Source organism: Taklimakanibacter deserti, from assembly GCA_003574785.1.
The window spans coordinates 376,073-390,653 of the sequence record QORU01000004.1 but is presented as its reverse complement, the minus strand read 5'-3'; the positions used below and the strand labels follow the sequence as shown (position 1 = coordinate 390,653).

Genomic DNA, 14,581 nt, shown 5'->3' with positions numbered 1-14,581 from the left:
AAGAGCCAGAAACCACAGGAGTAGGAAACGATGAGAAGGATTGCAGTTTTGGCCGGGCCCGTTTTTGCGGCAGGCGTAGCGATGCTGGCGGCAACGGGCATGGCGGCCGCCGACAAGCTCGAGGATCTGAAGGCGCAAGGGTTCGCCCGCGTCGCCATCGCCAACGAGCCGCCCTATACGGCGGTCGCCGCCGACGGCAAGGTGTCGGGTGCGGCACCCGATGTGGCACGCGAGGTCTTCAAGCGCCTGGGCGTGCCGGACATCGTCGCCTCGATTTCCGAATACGGCGCCATGATTCCGGGCATCCAGGCGCATCGTTTCGACGCCATTACCGCGGGCCTGTTCATGAAGCCCGAACGCTGCTCGGCGGTAGCCTATTCCGAGCCGATCCTCTGCGATGCCGAGGCCTTCCTGGTAAAGAAGGGCAATCCGAAGGGTTTCAAGAGCTACGAGGACATCGCCAAGGACACGACCGCCACCGTCGGCGCGCCGGGCGGCGGCACCGAGGAGAAGCTGGCGCTGAACGCGGGGGTGCCGCGCGAGCGGGTCATCGTGGTGCCGGACGGCCAGAGCGGGCTCAAGATGCTGCAGGATGGCCGCATCGACGTCTATTCGCTGCCGGTGCTCTCGCTCAACGATCTCAAGAAGAAGTCGGGCGATGAAACGATCGAGGTGGTGGCCCCGGTCGTCGGCGCGCCGGTCTATTGCGACGGCACGGCCTTCAACAAGAACGATACGGCGCTGCGCGACGCCTATGACGCCGAGCTCGCCAAGATGAAGCAGTCGGGCGAATTCGCGAAGCTCATCGAACCCTACGGCTTCTCGGCCGCGGCGGCGATGTCGACCAGCCGCGACAAGCTCTGCGCGGCGCAGTAGACGAGATCGTGGACATTCCCTCTCCCCCTGCGGGGGAGAGGGTTAGGGTGAGGGGGAAGCGGCGGTGAGATTTTGCTGAAATACAACAAGCTTAGCCGCCCGTTCCCCCTCACCCTCCCATTGCTGTGCAATGGGCCCCTCCCTCTCCCCCGTAGGGGGCGAGGGTAAAACGTGCGGAACACGCCATGAGCGACACTTTCGGCTATCTCAACCTGATCCTGCAGGGGGCGATCGTCACGGTCGAACTGACCATCATGGGCTCGATCCTGGCGCTCATCGTCGCCTTCCTCGCCGGCCTCGGCCGCGTGTCACGGTATTTCGCGGTGCGCGCGCTCGCCACCACCTATATCGAGTTCTTCCGCGGCACGTCGATCTTCGTGCAGCTGTTCTTCGTCTATTTCGTGCTGCCTATCATGGGTATATCGCTGACGCCGCTCCAGGCCGGCGTGCTCGGCCTCGGCCTCAATGTCGGGGCCTATGGCGCGGAGGTGGTGCGCGGCGCGATCCTGGCGATCGGCAGGGAGCAGTACGAAGCCTGCGTGGCGCTGAATCTCAGCCGCTGGCAATGCATGCGCCGCGTGATCTTGCCGCAGGCGCTGCTCCTCATGCTGCCGACCTTCGGCAACAACGCCATCGAGCTGCTCAAGGCGACCTCGGTCGTGTCGCTGATCTCACTCGCCGACATGACCTTCCAGGCGCAGGTCGTGCGCTCGCAGACCGGCAGCACCTTCATGCCGTTCGTCACCATCCTCGTGCTCTACTTCGTCTTTGCGGGGCTCATCACGCTCGGCGTGCGGGCGCTGGAGCGGCGCATGGCGCGCGGCCTCGACGGGGTGCGCGTCTGATGGAATGGGACTGGGAATTCGTCCGCCAGATCATGCCGACGCTCATCGCCGGCGTGAAGATCACCATCCTGGCGACGATCCTCGGCTCGGCACTCGCGGCGGTGGTCGGGCTTGCCATTGCGCTGGCGCGGCGATCCGCCAACAAGACGCTGGCGCGCGCGGTCGGCTTCGCGGCCGAATTCATCCGCGGCACGCCGCTCCTGGTGCAGCTCTATTTCATCTTCTACGTGCTGCCCGACATCGGCATCCTGCTGCCGCCGCTGGTCGCCGGCACGATCGGGCTCGGGCTGCATTACGGCACCTATGCGGCCGAGGTCTACAGGGCCGGCATCGACAACGTGCCCAGCGGACAATGGGAAGCCGCCAAGGCCTGCAATCTCACGGCGCAGCAGACATGGACGCGCATCATCCTGCCGCAGGCGATACCGCCGATGATGCCGGCGCTCGCCAACTACTTCATCGCGATGTTCAAGGAGACGCCGCTGCTCTCGGCCATCACCGTGCTGGAGCTGATGAACCAGGCCAAGAGCGTCGCCAACAGCTATTACCGCTACATCGAGCCGATGACCCTGGTCGGCGCGTTTTTCCTCGTGATCAGCCTCGCTTCCGTCCTCCTGCTGCGCTGGCTCGAGCGCCGCTATGGGAGGATCGAGCGATGAGCGGGGCGCCCACGGCGCTGCCGGAAATCCGCGTCTACCCGGGGCGACCGCCGCTCGATGCGCGGCCGCTGGCGAAGCGGGTCGGCTTGATCATCCTGGCGACCGATCACACCACCGAGCCCGATTTTCGCCGCATGGTCGCGAGCGAACATGTCGGTGTCTATGTCGCCCGCATCGCCTATGCGAACCCGACGACGCCGGACAATTTGAGAAAGATGCAGCCCGGGCTCGCCGAGGGCGCGGGCCTGATCCTGCCTGGTGAGACGCTGGATGTGATCTGCTACGCCTGCACGGCCGCGAGCGCGGTGATCGGCGATGCGGAGGTCGCGGCGGCCATCCATGAGGGGAAACCGGGCGTGCCGGTGGTGACGCCGCCGCTCGCTGCCGCACGGGGCCTGAAGGCGCTGGCAGCGAAGCGCATCAGCGTGCTGACGCCTTATACGGTCGAAACCACCCGGCCGATGCTTGCCTATTTTGCCGCACATGGCTTCGAGATTGCGAGCTCGACCTGTCTCGGTTTCACCGACGACCGCGAGATGGCGCGGATCGCGCCCTCAGGCCTGGTGGAATTGGCGCGCGACACGACTGCCGCTGATGCCGATGCGCTGTTCATCTCCTGCACCGCGCTCAGGGCGGCATCGGTGGCTCATGAGATCGAGTTGGCGATCGGCCGGCCGGTCGTCACCTCGAACCAGGCGACGGCGTGGAACTGCTTGCGGCTCTTGCGCGATGCAGCCCCACGGCCGGAGCTCGGGCGGCTGATGACGATGCCAATGAATGACGAGGATATGAACCAGCATGACCATGCCTGACCTGAAGTTCACGCGCGCGGAATATGCCGAACGCCTGGCCAAGACGCGCCGCGCCATGGCGGCAAAGCACATCGATTTGCTCCTCGTCAGCGATCCCTCCAACATGGCGTGGCTGACGGGCTATGACGGCTGGTCCTTCTATGTGCATCAGGCCGTGCTGGTGCCGCCGGAGGGCGAGCCCATCTGGTACGGCCGCGGCCAGGACGCGAATGGCGCCAAGCGCACCGCCTATCTCGGCCACGACAACATCATCGGCTATGCCGACCACTATGTGCAGTCGAGCGAGCGCCATCCGATGGATTTCCTCGCTCAGGTGATCGCCGAACGGCGGTGGGATCGGCTCACCATCGGCGTCGAGATGGACAACTACTGGTTCTCCGCCGCCGCCTTTGCGTCACTGCAAAGGCACCTGCCGAACGCTCGCTTCGTCGATGCCACGGGGCTCACCAACTGGCAGCGCGCGGTGAAGAGCGAGACGGAGCTCGATTACATGCGCAAGGCTGCCCGGATCGTCGAGGCCATGCACCGGCGCATCGTCGAGAAGATCGAGGTGGGCATGCGCAAATGCGACCTCGTGGCCGAGATCTATGATGCCGGCACGCGTGGCGTCGACGGCATCGGCGGCGACTATCCGGCGATCGTGCCGCTGCTGCCGTCGGGCGCCGATGCCTCGGCACCGCACCTCACCTGGGACGACAAGCCCATGAAGCGGGGCGAGGGGACCTTCTTCGAGATTGCCGGCTGCTACAACCGCTACCACTGCCCGCTGTCGCGCACCGTCTTCCTCGGCAAGCCGACGCCGGCCTTCCTGGATGCGGAGAAGGCGACGCTCGAGGGCATGGAAGCCGGGCTCGCTGCGGCCAAGCCTGGCAATGCCTGCGAGGACATCGCCAAAGCCTTCTTCGCCGTGCTGAAGAAGCATGGCATCGTCAAGGACAACCGCACCGGCTACCCGATCGGGCTGTCCTATCCACCCGACTGGGGCGAGCGCACGATGAGCCTCAGGCCGGGGGATCGCACCGAGCTCGAGCCCGGCATGACCTTTCATTTCATGACCGGGCTGTGGCTCGAGACGATGGGGCTCGAGATCACGGAGTCGATCCTGATCACCGAGACCGGTGTCGAATGTTTGGCCAACGTGCCGCGCAAGCTGTTCGTGAAGGACTGAGCGGCACCGCTTGCCGATCCACACGACGGCTTGCTCCGATCGCGGTGCTCGGCTAGGCCTTCACCCATGACGACACACCATTTCAGCGCCACCAGCTGGCACAATGTGCTGGGCACCTTGCCTCCGGCCTTCACCGTCGCATCGGGCGATATGGTCATCACTGAAACGCTCGATGCCCATGGCTTCGACAAGGATGGCGTGCAACGCGCTCCGGAGCCCAATCCGATGAACGGCCCGATCTTCGTGACGGGCGCGGAGCCGGGCGATGCGCTCAAGGTCGACATCCTCCGTATGACGCCCATCCGCGCCACCGGCTGGACCCGTGCAGCGCTTGCCGGCAATGTCGTCGACCCGGAATTCGTCCGCGGCCTGCCGCCACGCGACAAGGTGAACTGGCGGATCGACCGGCAAGGGCTGACGGTGATGCTCGATCCCGCCGTGCCTGGCCTCGAGGATTTCGTCCTGCCGGTTGAACCGATGATCGGCTGTTTCGGCGTGGCGCCGGCTTTGGGACAGGCGTTCTCCACCGCGACCAGCGCCGAGAATGGCGGCAACATGGACTATCGGGGCTTCGGTCCCGGCGCCACAGTATGGTTTCCCGTGGCCGTGCCGGGCGCCTTGTTCTTTCTCGGCGACTGCCATGCCACACAGGGCGATGGCGAGATTGTCGGCACCGGCATAGAGACCAGCTTCGAGGTGGAGGTGCGCCTGACGGTCGAGAAAGGGCGCGCGCTCGTCTGGCCGCGCGGCGAGAACGCCACCGATATCTTCTCGCTCGGCAATGCGCGGCCGCTCGACCAGGCCCTGCAGCATGCGACGACCGACATGTTCAACTGGCTGACCGGCGACTACGGCTTGAGCCCGACCGCCGCCAGCCACCTCATGGGACAGGTTGTCCGCTACGATGTGGGCAATGTCTACGATCCGGCCTACACAATGGTTTGCCGCATCGAAAAGCGATGGTTACCGCGAAAATAGGATCTCAGCGCTGACTTGCCGGCAGGTGCCGGCGGATGAAGTCATCCGAATGCTTGAGCAGCCGCTTCACCGCCAGGCGGGCGCCCTGGACCTTGCGCAGGCGGATGTTGCGCTCGATGTTGTTGTGCAGGTCCTGCGCGAAATGCAGGTCATTGGCCTCGCGGGTGATGAAGACGAAGAGATTGTCAAGGGCCGAGTCGATGATGACGCCCATGGGCACGAGAAGCTCGTTGTTCGATGCCTTGAGGATGGCGAGATGGAAACGGACGTCGGCCTTGGTGCGGTCGGAGAGCGTCGGCGCCGTCGCCATGTCATGGCAGGCGGCCGAGATCTCATGCATCTGCGCTTCGCTGCGATACTGCGCCGCGAGTGCCGCGGCCTCGGGCTCGACGATGTGACGAAACTGCTGCAGCGACTTGAGGAAGCCTGCGCGCTCGGGCGATGTGGCGTACCAGGACAGGACGTCGTGATCGAGCAGCGACCAGCGGTCCTTGCTCTCGACGCGGCTGCCGATCTTGGGCCGGGAGACGATCAGGTTCTTGGCCATGAGGATCTTGATCGCCTCGCGCACGGCGGAGCGGCTGACCTTGAAATCGGCGGCCCATTTCGCCTCATTGGGCAGGATGGTCCCGGGCGGAAACTCGCCCTGCACGATGCTCCTGCCGATCGCCTCGGCGATCGATGTGTGTATGTGCCCGCGCCCCCGGGGCAGGGTCGGCACCGGCATGCGGAAGGGTCCCGCCACCGCATCGGGTCTGCTCTTCGGCGTAGCTGCCGGTTTTCTGGCGCGCATCTTACTCTTCCAATTCGCGATCCGTCCGCAATCTGTCAAAGGCCACGGCGAGCACAATGAAGCTGCCGACGAATGTGCCTTGCCAGAAACTGCTGATTCCGAGAAGCGTCAGGCTGTTGCGGATGACTTCGATGAGGGCGGCACCGACCACCGCGCCAAAGACCGTGCCCGCCCCGCCCATCAGGTTGGCGCCACCGATGACGGTTGCCGCGATCACGCTGAGCTCCATGGACTGGCCGAGATTGGTGGTGACGCCGCCAAGCCAGCCGGCCTCGAGGACGCCGGCGATACCGGCCGTCAAAGCGGAAAACATATAGACGCTGACCTTGAGGCGGCGGACCGGGACGCCGGTGAGGAGGGCCGCATGCTGGTTGCTGCCGATGGCGAAGACCCTGGTCCCCCAGCGCGTCCATTTGAGCATCAGGCCGGTGATGATAGCGAGCAGAACCAAGGCGATGACGGGGTTCGCTATGCCGAAGGTCGAGCCGCCGCCCAGCCAGAACAGGGCTTTCTCGTCCGGCCCGAATTGATAGATCATGCGGTTGTTGGAGAGGACCATCGCGGCGCTCCTGGCGACCGACAGCATGCCGAGGGTCACCACGAAAGGCGGAATGCGGATATAGGCGATGAGGTAGCCGTTGATGGCGCCGACCAGCATCGCCGCCGCTAGCGCCGCCGTGATGCCCAAGGCCAGGCCAAAGCCCGCATTCATGATGATCGCCAGCACCATGGCGGAAATGCACAAGGTCGAGCCCACGGACAGATCGATGCCGCCCGAGATGATCACGACCGTCATGCCGAGCGCGATGATGGCGACGAAGGCGAAGTTGCGCGTGACGTTGAAGAGATTCTGCGGTGTCGCGAATGTGTCGGTGAGCAGGCTTAAGACCAGGCAAGAGAGGACGGCAGCGAGGAAGACCCAGAAGGCCGGGCGCGACGCGATCCAGCTGGAGAGGCCGTGGGTTTCGCGTTTGATGGCATCATCGAGGGTGGCGGTCATGGGGGCAAATCCGTTTGGCGGGTTCAGGCTTCATCGATGGCGCCGGTGATGAGTCCGGTGATTTCCTGGGGCGAGGTGCGGTGCACCGGCTTGTCGGCGACTTTCCTGCCGCGCCGCAGCACGGCGATCCGGTCGGCGACGGCGAAGACATCGGGCATGCGGTGGCTGATCAGGATCACGGCGAGGTTCTGGCTCTTGAGCTCGCGGATCAGATTGAGGACCTCGGCCACCTGGCGGACCGAGATCGCCGCGGTCGGCTCGTCCATCAAGAGGATCCGCGCCCGGGAGAGGCGGGTCCTGGCGATGGCGACCGCCTGGCGCTGCCCGCCGGACATGACCCGGACGAGATCGCGCGGCCGGGTCTCCGATTTGAGCTCCTTGAACAGCTCGCCCGCTTTCGCATTCATGGCGGCGTAGTTCATGATCCGGAAGGGACCGAAGCCCGTCGTCAGCTCGCGGCCGAGGAACACATTGACGGCGGCCGAGAGGTTGTCGCAGAGCGCCAGGTCCTGATAGACGATTTCCACGCCGCGATTGCGCGCATCGACCGGGCGATGGAACTCCGCGGCCTCGCCGTCGATCGTGATCGTGCCCCTGGTCGGCTTGAAATTGCCGGCGATGATCTTCACCAGCGTCGATTTTCCGGCACCGTTGTCGCCCATCAGCCCCAGGATCTCGCCGCTCGCCAATTCCAGCGACACGCCGTCGAGCGCCTGTATGGCGCCGAAATTCTTGGAGATTCCATTCAATTGCAAGATCGCCATGGCGAACTCCGGTCTTTTCTTGCGCATGATCTTTTCGGAAAACCGGCGTCCACTTTTCCGGATCATGCGCTGCCGCAGGATTCCACCACATCGGTAAAGACGCAATGGCTATTTGTCCTTTGATCGGTATTATCATATTTGTCGGACAAATAAGTTGACGATGACCGGACGATGGCGGTAGGTTTTTCGCGGGGTCCAGCGGCCCAGGGCCGGGTTCGGGCCATTAGGGCGAAGCCCCCGAGACGAAATGCGGAGCGCCGCACCGGTCGCGCCGCCAATGAAACCTCTGGGAGGATGAAATGAGGAAGCTATCACTCGGATTGCTTGCCGCCGCGGCCTTGGGACTGCTCGCCAGTCCGGCGCCGGCGGCCGACAAGGTTCTCGCGATCGTGGTCAAGGGTCTCGACAACCCGTTCTTCGAGCAGATCCATCTGGGCTGCGAGAAGTGGAATGCCGAGAATGCCGGCAAGGGCTATACCTGCTTCTATACCGGCCCGGCGTCGAGCGCAGACGAGGCTGGCGAAGTCCAGATCGTCGACGATCTCCTGAACAAGCCCGATATCGCGGCCATCGCCATATCGCCGTCCAATGCGCCGCTGATGGCGAAGCTCCTGCGCGAGCGCAAGCCTACGATACCGATCATGACCATCGATGCCGATCTCGGCAAGGAAGACGCAGCACTGCGCAAGACCTATCTCGGCACCGACAATTATCTGATGGGGGTCAAATTCGCCGAGCATCTGCAGAAGCTGAAAGCCAAAGGCGGCACGATCTGCCTGCAGCTCGGCAATGTCGCCGCCGACAATATCAATGCGCGCGCCGCCGGCACGCGCGACACGCTCAGCGGCGCCAAGGGCACCGAGCGCCTGACCGGGCAGAACGGCTGGACCGAAATCGCCGGCTGTCCGGTGTTCACCAACGATCAGGCCGATCTCGCCAACCAGCAAATGGCCGATACCTTCACCGCCAATCCCGATCTCGATGCCTTCGTGCTCGAGGGCGGCTGGGCGCAGTTCGCGCCGCAGGCCTATTCGCAAGTGGCGACGCAGGTGAAGGACAAGATGGCGAGCAAGAAGCTGGTGATCGTAGCCGGCGACACGCTGCCGCCACAGATGGAGGCGCTCAAGTCGGGCTACAGCCATGTGCAGGTCGGCCAGCGGCCATTCGAGATGGGCTATCGCGCGCCCGCCGTGATGCTGGATCTCATCGCCGGCAAGGCGGTGGAGCCCGTCATCTATACCGGCCTCGATGAATGCACGCAGGAAACAGCGGCGACGTGCATCGCCAAATAGGAGAGGCCGAGGCGCCTGCGCCCCTGACGGCGGTCTCCCGGGCCGCCGTCAGGCCACGACAGACGCCGGCTTCGCTGCCTTGAGGCTGATGCCGCCCGTGCCGGATTTCGTCGGCGAAGCTCGAGGCCGGCACCGGTGATTGCAACGGGCAGGAGAGAGTGGCCGTGACCTCCACATAGGCGGCTCTCTCTTTTTGTTTGGTGGAAGCAGGTTTCCCTTCTCCCGCCCTGAAATGCCGGCAAGTTCTGAGGTTCGACTTTCCTCCCCTTGCGGCATATCCCCGAGTGGATTATTGTGCCTCGTTGTAATAGTCAGACAAATAAGACAAATCAACATATGGGAGGAAATCATGAAGACGCTGCTCGTGTCGGTAAGCGCATTGTCGCTGGCGGTGCTGATGTCCGCGAGCGCCGGAGCCCAGGACTCCGGCACCATCACCAAGGCTGTCGGCGGCTACAGTTTCGAGGACGCCGCCAAGGAGGCGGAAGGCACCAAGAACTTCCATTCCGCCGACGGCCATCTGACCTTCGCCATCGTCACGCATACCGCGGGCAACGGCTTCTTCGATCCGGTCTATGTCGGCGCGACCGTCGCCGGCAACATGATCGGCGCCAAGATCCTGCTGCTCGGCTCGGAATCGCCGACCGACGATCCGGCGCGTGAGATCGAGATCCTCAACCAGGTCATCCAGGATCCGACCATCGACGGCCTGATCCTGACCACGCCGCAAGTCGGCGCCTATGACGACATCGTCAAGACCGCAGAGAAGAACGGCATCCCGGTGGCGACGACCAACTCCTTCGATCCCAAGATCCATAACCGCCTCGGCCTCAGCCATACCGGGCAGGATGCGTCCGCGGCGGCGATCGCCGGCCAGGCCCTGGCGCAATGCCTTGCCGACAACAAAATCACCAAGGGATCGATCATTTTCCCGAACGACACCGGCATGGGCAATATCGAGGTCAACAACCGGGTGACATCGGCCTATGGCGCGACCGTCGCCGCTTTGAAGGCCGCCGGCACGCTCGACAATTTCAAGGTCGATGCCGGGCCTGAAAGCGTCGGCATCCCGGCGGATGCGAATGATCCGGTGAACAGCATCATCGGTCTCATCGAGCAGCGCGGCGACGTGGTGGGCGCTTTCGCCGCCAACAACGTCTTCACGCCGGCGCTGGTCAAGGCCATCGCGCAATTGAAGATGGGCGGCAAGATCTGCTCCTATGGCTTCGATCTGGGTCCGGCTCAGCAAGAGGGCATGAAGAGCGGCGATCTCACCGGCGCGCTCGGCCAGCAGCCCTTCCTGCAGGGTTTCTGGCCGGTGATGCAGCTCTACCTGCAGATCGACCGCGGCATCTCGGCGGCCAATCTCGATACACGTGCCCAGCTGGTGACGAAGGACACCGTCGGCAATATCGGCAAGCGCTTTGAAAACTAGCCCTGCCGCACGGTACGAGTATCTGGTAGAAGCGGGAGGGCATGGACCCTCCCGCGACCCGTCACGAGCGCGCGGATGACATGACCTCAATGCTGGTGTGCTCTGCGCCGTGACCGTTCAAATCCGCCATCCGCGGCAGTTTTTCGGCAGCTGGGAAGTGGGCCTGCTGGCGCTGATGGCGCTTCTCTATATCGGCGGTGCGTTGATCAACCCGGCCTTCTTCGGAACGCCGGACGCGTTGCACGCACTTCTACGCGACTCCGCCCGCTACGGCGTCATGGCCGTCGGCATGACCTTCGTCATCGTCAACAAGGATCTCGATCTGTCGGTCGGCTCGATCTATGGCCTGGTCGGCGTCGCCTTCTCGATCCTGTTCTCGCCGACCCACTTTAATCTCGGCCTGGTTCCGGCGCTCTCCTTCTGCATCCTGCTCGGTGCGGCGATCGGCCTGATCAACGGCGTGCTGGTGACGGTCTTGCGGGTGCCGGCCTTCATCGCCACGCTCACCATGCTGCTCATCGGCCGCGGCCTGGTGCTGGGCCTCACCGGCGGCAAGAACATCGCCTATCCAGCCAAGGCGCAGATCTACAAGTCCTTCTTCCAGATCAGCGAGACCAACGACCTCGGTTTCAACAACCAGATCGTGATCTTCATCGTGGTGGCCGTGATCGGCGCCGTCGTCCTCGCCAAGACCCGCTGGGGCTATGAGACTTTCGCCACGGGCGGCAATGAGCAGGCAGCGATCTATGCCGGCATCCCGACGCGCTGGGTGCGCATCCGCGCCTATCTGTTCTCGGCGCTGTCGGCGACGCTGGCGGGCCTCATGGCGATCGCCCAGGACAAGGGCGTCACGTCGCAATTCGGCCTCAGCGCCGAGCTGATCGTCATTGCCTCGGTGATCATCGGCGGGGCATCGATCCTCGGCGGCAGGGGGCGGATCGCGGGAAGCTGCCTCGGCGCGGTGCTGACCGTGTTGATCAACAAGGTGCTGCGCGAAGGCTGGCCGACGACCCGGATCGTCAAGATCGACGGTGTCGACGTCACCGTGAATGCGACCAGCCAGTTGCCGGCGGGCGCGGTGCCGGCATTCCTCGGCCTGATCCTGGTGATCGCGGTGCTGATCGAGCCCTTCGTCCTGCGGCGCCAGCTTCCGGCCCGCTTCTGGGCCTGGCTCACCGGCAAGCCGCCGCCGCCGCCCTTCGAAAGCGGCGGCGTCGCCATGGAAGGCATCCAGACCCGCGGCACGATCGCCAGCGACAAGGCGCTCACGGCGCGCGGGCTTGGAAAATTCTTCGCCCGCCGCGATGCGCTGGCGATCGTCCTGGTGGTGGTCCTGTGGCTCGTCGGCCTCTATCTCAGGCCCGATTACTGGTGGAACCTGCCCAACACCTTTGCCATTCTGCTCAATTTCACCGAGGTCGCCCTGCTGACGGTGGGCCTCACCTATGTCATTGCCTGTGGTGATATCGATCTCTCGGTCGGTGCCATCCTGGCACTCGCCGGCAGTACCGCCGCCTATAGTCTGAAAGTGCTGGGCGCCGACCCGATGACGGCGGTGGCCCTGGGGATGCTAGCCGGCGTCGGCGCCGGCGTCGCCAATGGCGTGCTGACGGTGAGTTTCGGGCTGCCCTCCTTCATCGCCACCCTCGGCATGTACTATATCGCGCGCGGGCTCGCCGCCTGGATCACCGCCGGCCAGCAGCTCACCGGTTTCCCGGAGAAGTTCAACCTGCTCGGGCGCAAGATCGGCGACATCCTTTACTACTGGGGTGTGCAATTGCCGGAAGGGCTGATGCGCTCCCTGGCGGAGGCGGTCAGCGTGCAGACCCTGTGGACGCTGTTCGTCGCGGTCATTGCCGGCATCGTCCTTGGTCTCATGCCTTTCGGACAGCAGGTGCTGGCGACCGGCGGCAATCTGCGCGCCGCCGCCTATGCCGGCATCCATACGGGCCGCGTCAGATTCCTGTCGCTCGTCCTTGCCGGCGCTTGCGCTGCCATGGCTGGCATCATCAATGTCGCCTATTTTCGCAGCTTCAATCCGGTGGCGGGGCAATTCCGCGAGCTCGACGCGATCGCCGCGGTGATCATCGGCGGCGGATCGATCTTCGGCGGCTATGGCACGATCATCGGATCGCTCGCGGGCGCCGCCGTCATCACGCTGGTGCGGGCGCTTCTGCAATTGAACATCATCACCGCGGACGGCCGCTCGATCGTGCTGCCGCAGCACTGGGTCAATGTCTTCATCGGGCTCATCCTCATCGCCGCGGTGCTGATCGACATCTGGCTCCGGCAAGCCAATATTTTCGGAAGACTCCGACAGCTCTGGCAACGCACGCAGCAGGAAGAAGGGGGCGAACATGGCAAGGCAGGCTGAGCCGCAAGCGCCCATCGTCGAGATGCGCGACATCAGCAAGGCGTTCGGCGCCGTGCAGGCGCTGCGCGGCGTCGATCTCAAGCTCTATCCTGGCGAGATCCTGGGGCTGGTCGGCGATAACTCCGCCGGAAAATCGACGCTGATGAAAATCATGACCGGCGCCTATCACCGCGATTCGGGAGAGATCATCGTCGGCGGAAGCCCAGCCAATTTCCGCGGACCGCATGAGAGCCGCGCCGCCGGCATCGAGATGATCTACCAGGATTTCGCGCTCTGCGGGAACATGGATGTCGGGCAGAACATCTTTCTCGGGCGCTGGCCCGTCAAAGGCTGGTTCGTCGACCGCAGGAAGATGTATGAAGAGGCCGATGGCGTGCTGAAGCGCCTCAAGGTCGACGTCAATTCGGTGCATCAGAAAGTCGAGAGCCTGTCGGGCGGCCGTCAGCAGTCGGTCGCCATCGCGCGCGCCATTTCATTCGACCCGCGCGTCATCATCCTCGACGAGCCGACGGCCAATCTTTCGGTGACGGCCACGCAGCGATTGCTCGAGACCATGCTGGAGCTGAAGAAGCACGGCGTCGCCCAGATCATCATCTCGCACCGGCTTCAGGATATCTTCGCCGTCGGCGACCGCATCATGGTGCTGAAGCGTGGTGAGAATGTCGGGGAAAGGGTGATCGCCGAGACCAACGAGCATGACGTGCTGCAGTTGATCGTCGCCGGCAGGCCGGTCAAGATCCCGGCTGCGCATACCACATAGGTTTGCCTTTGCGGAGCAACGACATCCTCGCGATCTGAGCCATTCGGATCAGGCCATTCGGCCCGTGTGCAACAGTCGTTTCGGGGCCCGTTTTGGCTCATTCACATCAATCGGCACCGAGCCTAGCCTCGCCTCAGTCGGAGCGATGCAGACACACACATCGCCGATGCATCGCTTTTCGGCATCACCACCTTAACGCAGCAAATACGGAGAGCCGATATGACAGCGTTTCACACCAGTGGGATTTACGGAAACTATGAACCCTACCTCGCCCAGCAGTTCAATCCGGCCGTCGGCGGCCAGTTCAACCCCGGGGTCTTCGGCCCCGTCGGCAGCGGAGCGGTCGGCACAGGCTATGGCAGCCTAGGCAGCGGTGCCGTTCCTTACGCAGCCTTCGCGCAGCAGAACCCATGGGCGGCGCCGTATCTCTCGCAACTGAACACGCCGCAGCAGCAGGTGCTCCACCCGGTTCAGTCGGCCGTCCAGGCCGCCCAGCAGATTGCGGCAAGACAAGCCGCGCACGCGGTCCAGTGCGCACAGGCGCTGCAACAGATCGTTCAGCACCTGGCGGCTCAGCAATTTGCGCAACCGGCAATGGGTTGGCAGCCGCAGATTGGCCAAGGCATGGGTGGCGTCTTCGCCGCCGGTCAGATCGGCCAGGCCATTCCCCAATCCTATGGATGGGGCGGGCAGACCGCGATCAATCCAGGGCCGCAGCAACAGGCGATGACGCAGCTTGCACCGTATCTGGCAGCGCAGCAGCCGGAGCAGTTCCGCCAGGGATGGGTCCATTAGGTAGGTAGGTTGATTCCGAGCCCCTAGCGG

14 protein-coding genes are annotated in these 14,581 nt (G+C 64.1%); 11 read left to right on the top strand and 3 right to left on the bottom strand.

What is annotated here, in order from left to right; genetic code table 11:
- Window positions 1-30 precede the first annotated feature (30 nt).
- From ehuB to DS839_RS10490, 6 genes are all read left to right on the top strand, one after another.
- Window positions 31-876, top strand: coding sequence for an ectoine/hydroxyectoine ABC transporter substrate-binding protein EhuB (gene ehuB / locus DS839_RS10515; protein ID WP_119270256.1), 846 nt, complete (start codon window positions 31-33; stop codon window positions 874-876).
- Window positions 877-1,061: 185 nt separating this feature from the next.
- The gene (ehuC, locus tag DS839_RS10510) at window positions 1,062-1,721 is read left to right on the top strand and encodes an ectoine/hydroxyectoine ABC transporter permease subunit EhuC (protein WP_119270255.1); all 660 of its coding nucleotides are present in this window, start codon (window positions 1,062-1,064) and stop codon (window positions 1,719-1,721) included.
- Window positions 1,721-2,380: an ectoine/hydroxyectoine ABC transporter permease subunit EhuD gene (ehuD, locus tag DS839_RS10505; protein WP_119270254.1), complete on the top strand. Its 660-nt coding sequence runs from the start codon at window positions 1,721-1,723 to the stop codon at window positions 2,378-2,380. The genes ehuC and ehuD overlap by 1 nt, the downstream gene beginning before the upstream one ends.
- Window positions 2,377-3,192, top strand: coding sequence for an ectoine utilization protein EutA (eutA, locus tag DS839_RS10500; protein ID WP_119270253.1), 816 nt, complete (start codon window positions 2,377-2,379; stop codon window positions 3,190-3,192). Before ehuD ends, eutA begins: the two co-directional genes overlap by 4 nt.
- The gene (gene doeA / locus DS839_RS10495) at window positions 3,179-4,360 is read left to right on the top strand and encodes an ectoine hydrolase DoeA (protein ID WP_119270252.1); all 1,182 of its coding nucleotides are present in this window, start codon (window positions 3,179-3,181) and stop codon (window positions 4,358-4,360) included. Before eutA ends, doeA begins: the two co-directional genes overlap by 14 nt.
- A gap of 66 nt (window positions 4,361-4,426) precedes the next feature.
- Entirely contained in the window at window positions 4,427-5,338 is a 912-nt protein-coding gene (locus DS839_RS10490; RefSeq protein ID WP_119270251.1) for an acetamidase/formamidase family protein, read from the top strand.
- A gap of 4 nt (window positions 5,339-5,342) precedes the next feature.
- Here the strand turns inward: DS839_RS10490 and DS839_RS10485 are convergent, their stop codons facing one another.
- From DS839_RS10485 to DS839_RS10475, 3 genes are all read right to left on the bottom strand, one after another.
- The gene (locus tag DS839_RS10485; protein WP_368911491.1) at window positions 5,343-6,065 is read right to left on the bottom strand and encodes a FadR/GntR family transcriptional regulator; all 723 of its coding nucleotides are present in this window, start codon (window positions 6,063-6,065) and stop codon (window positions 5,343-5,345) included.
- A 67-nt stretch (window positions 6,066-6,132) separates the two neighbouring features.
- Window positions 6,133-7,131, bottom strand: a complete 999-nt coding sequence (locus tag DS839_RS10480; RefSeq protein WP_119270249.1) for an ABC transporter permease — start codon at window positions 7,129-7,131, stop codon at window positions 6,133-6,135.
- Between the two features lie 23 nt (window positions 7,132-7,154).
- Window positions 7,155-7,895, bottom strand: coding sequence for an ATP-binding cassette domain-containing protein (locus DS839_RS10475; RefSeq protein WP_119270371.1), 741 nt, complete (start codon window positions 7,893-7,895; stop codon window positions 7,155-7,157).
- Window positions 7,896-8,194: 299 nt separating this feature from the next.
- Between DS839_RS10475 and DS839_RS10470 the strand changes: the two genes are divergently transcribed.
- The 5 genes from DS839_RS10470 to DS839_RS10450 all read left to right on the top strand — a co-directional run bounded on the left by DS839_RS10470 (window position 8,195) and on the right by DS839_RS10450 (window position 14,551).
- The gene (locus DS839_RS10470; RefSeq protein WP_119270248.1) at window positions 8,195-9,187 is read left to right on the top strand and encodes a substrate-binding domain-containing protein; all 993 of its coding nucleotides are present in this window, start codon (window positions 8,195-8,197) and stop codon (window positions 9,185-9,187) included.
- 346 nt (window positions 9,188-9,533) lie between these two features.
- A complete protein-coding gene (locus tag DS839_RS10465) occupies window positions 9,534-10,622 on the top strand; it encodes a substrate-binding domain-containing protein (protein ID WP_162918446.1) in 1,089 nt (362 codons plus the stop codon).
- A 109-nt stretch (window positions 10,623-10,731) separates the two neighbouring features.
- Window positions 10,732-12,996 carry an ABC transporter permease gene (locus DS839_RS10460; RefSeq protein WP_368911453.1) on the top strand — a complete coding sequence of 755 codons (2,265 nt, stop codon included), beginning with the start codon at window positions 10,732-10,734 and terminating at the stop codon, window positions 12,994-12,996.
- Complete coding sequence (locus DS839_RS10455; RefSeq protein WP_119270246.1) at window positions 12,980-13,756, top strand: ATP-binding cassette domain-containing protein; 777 nt, start codon at window positions 12,980-12,982, stop codon at window positions 13,754-13,756. Before DS839_RS10460 ends, DS839_RS10455 begins: the two co-directional genes overlap by 17 nt.
- A 219-nt stretch (window positions 13,757-13,975) precedes the next feature.
- A complete protein-coding gene (locus tag DS839_RS10450; protein ID WP_119270245.1) occupies window positions 13,976-14,551 on the top strand; it encodes a hypothetical protein in 576 nt (191 codons plus the stop codon).
- Window positions 14,552-14,581 lie beyond the last annotated feature (30 nt).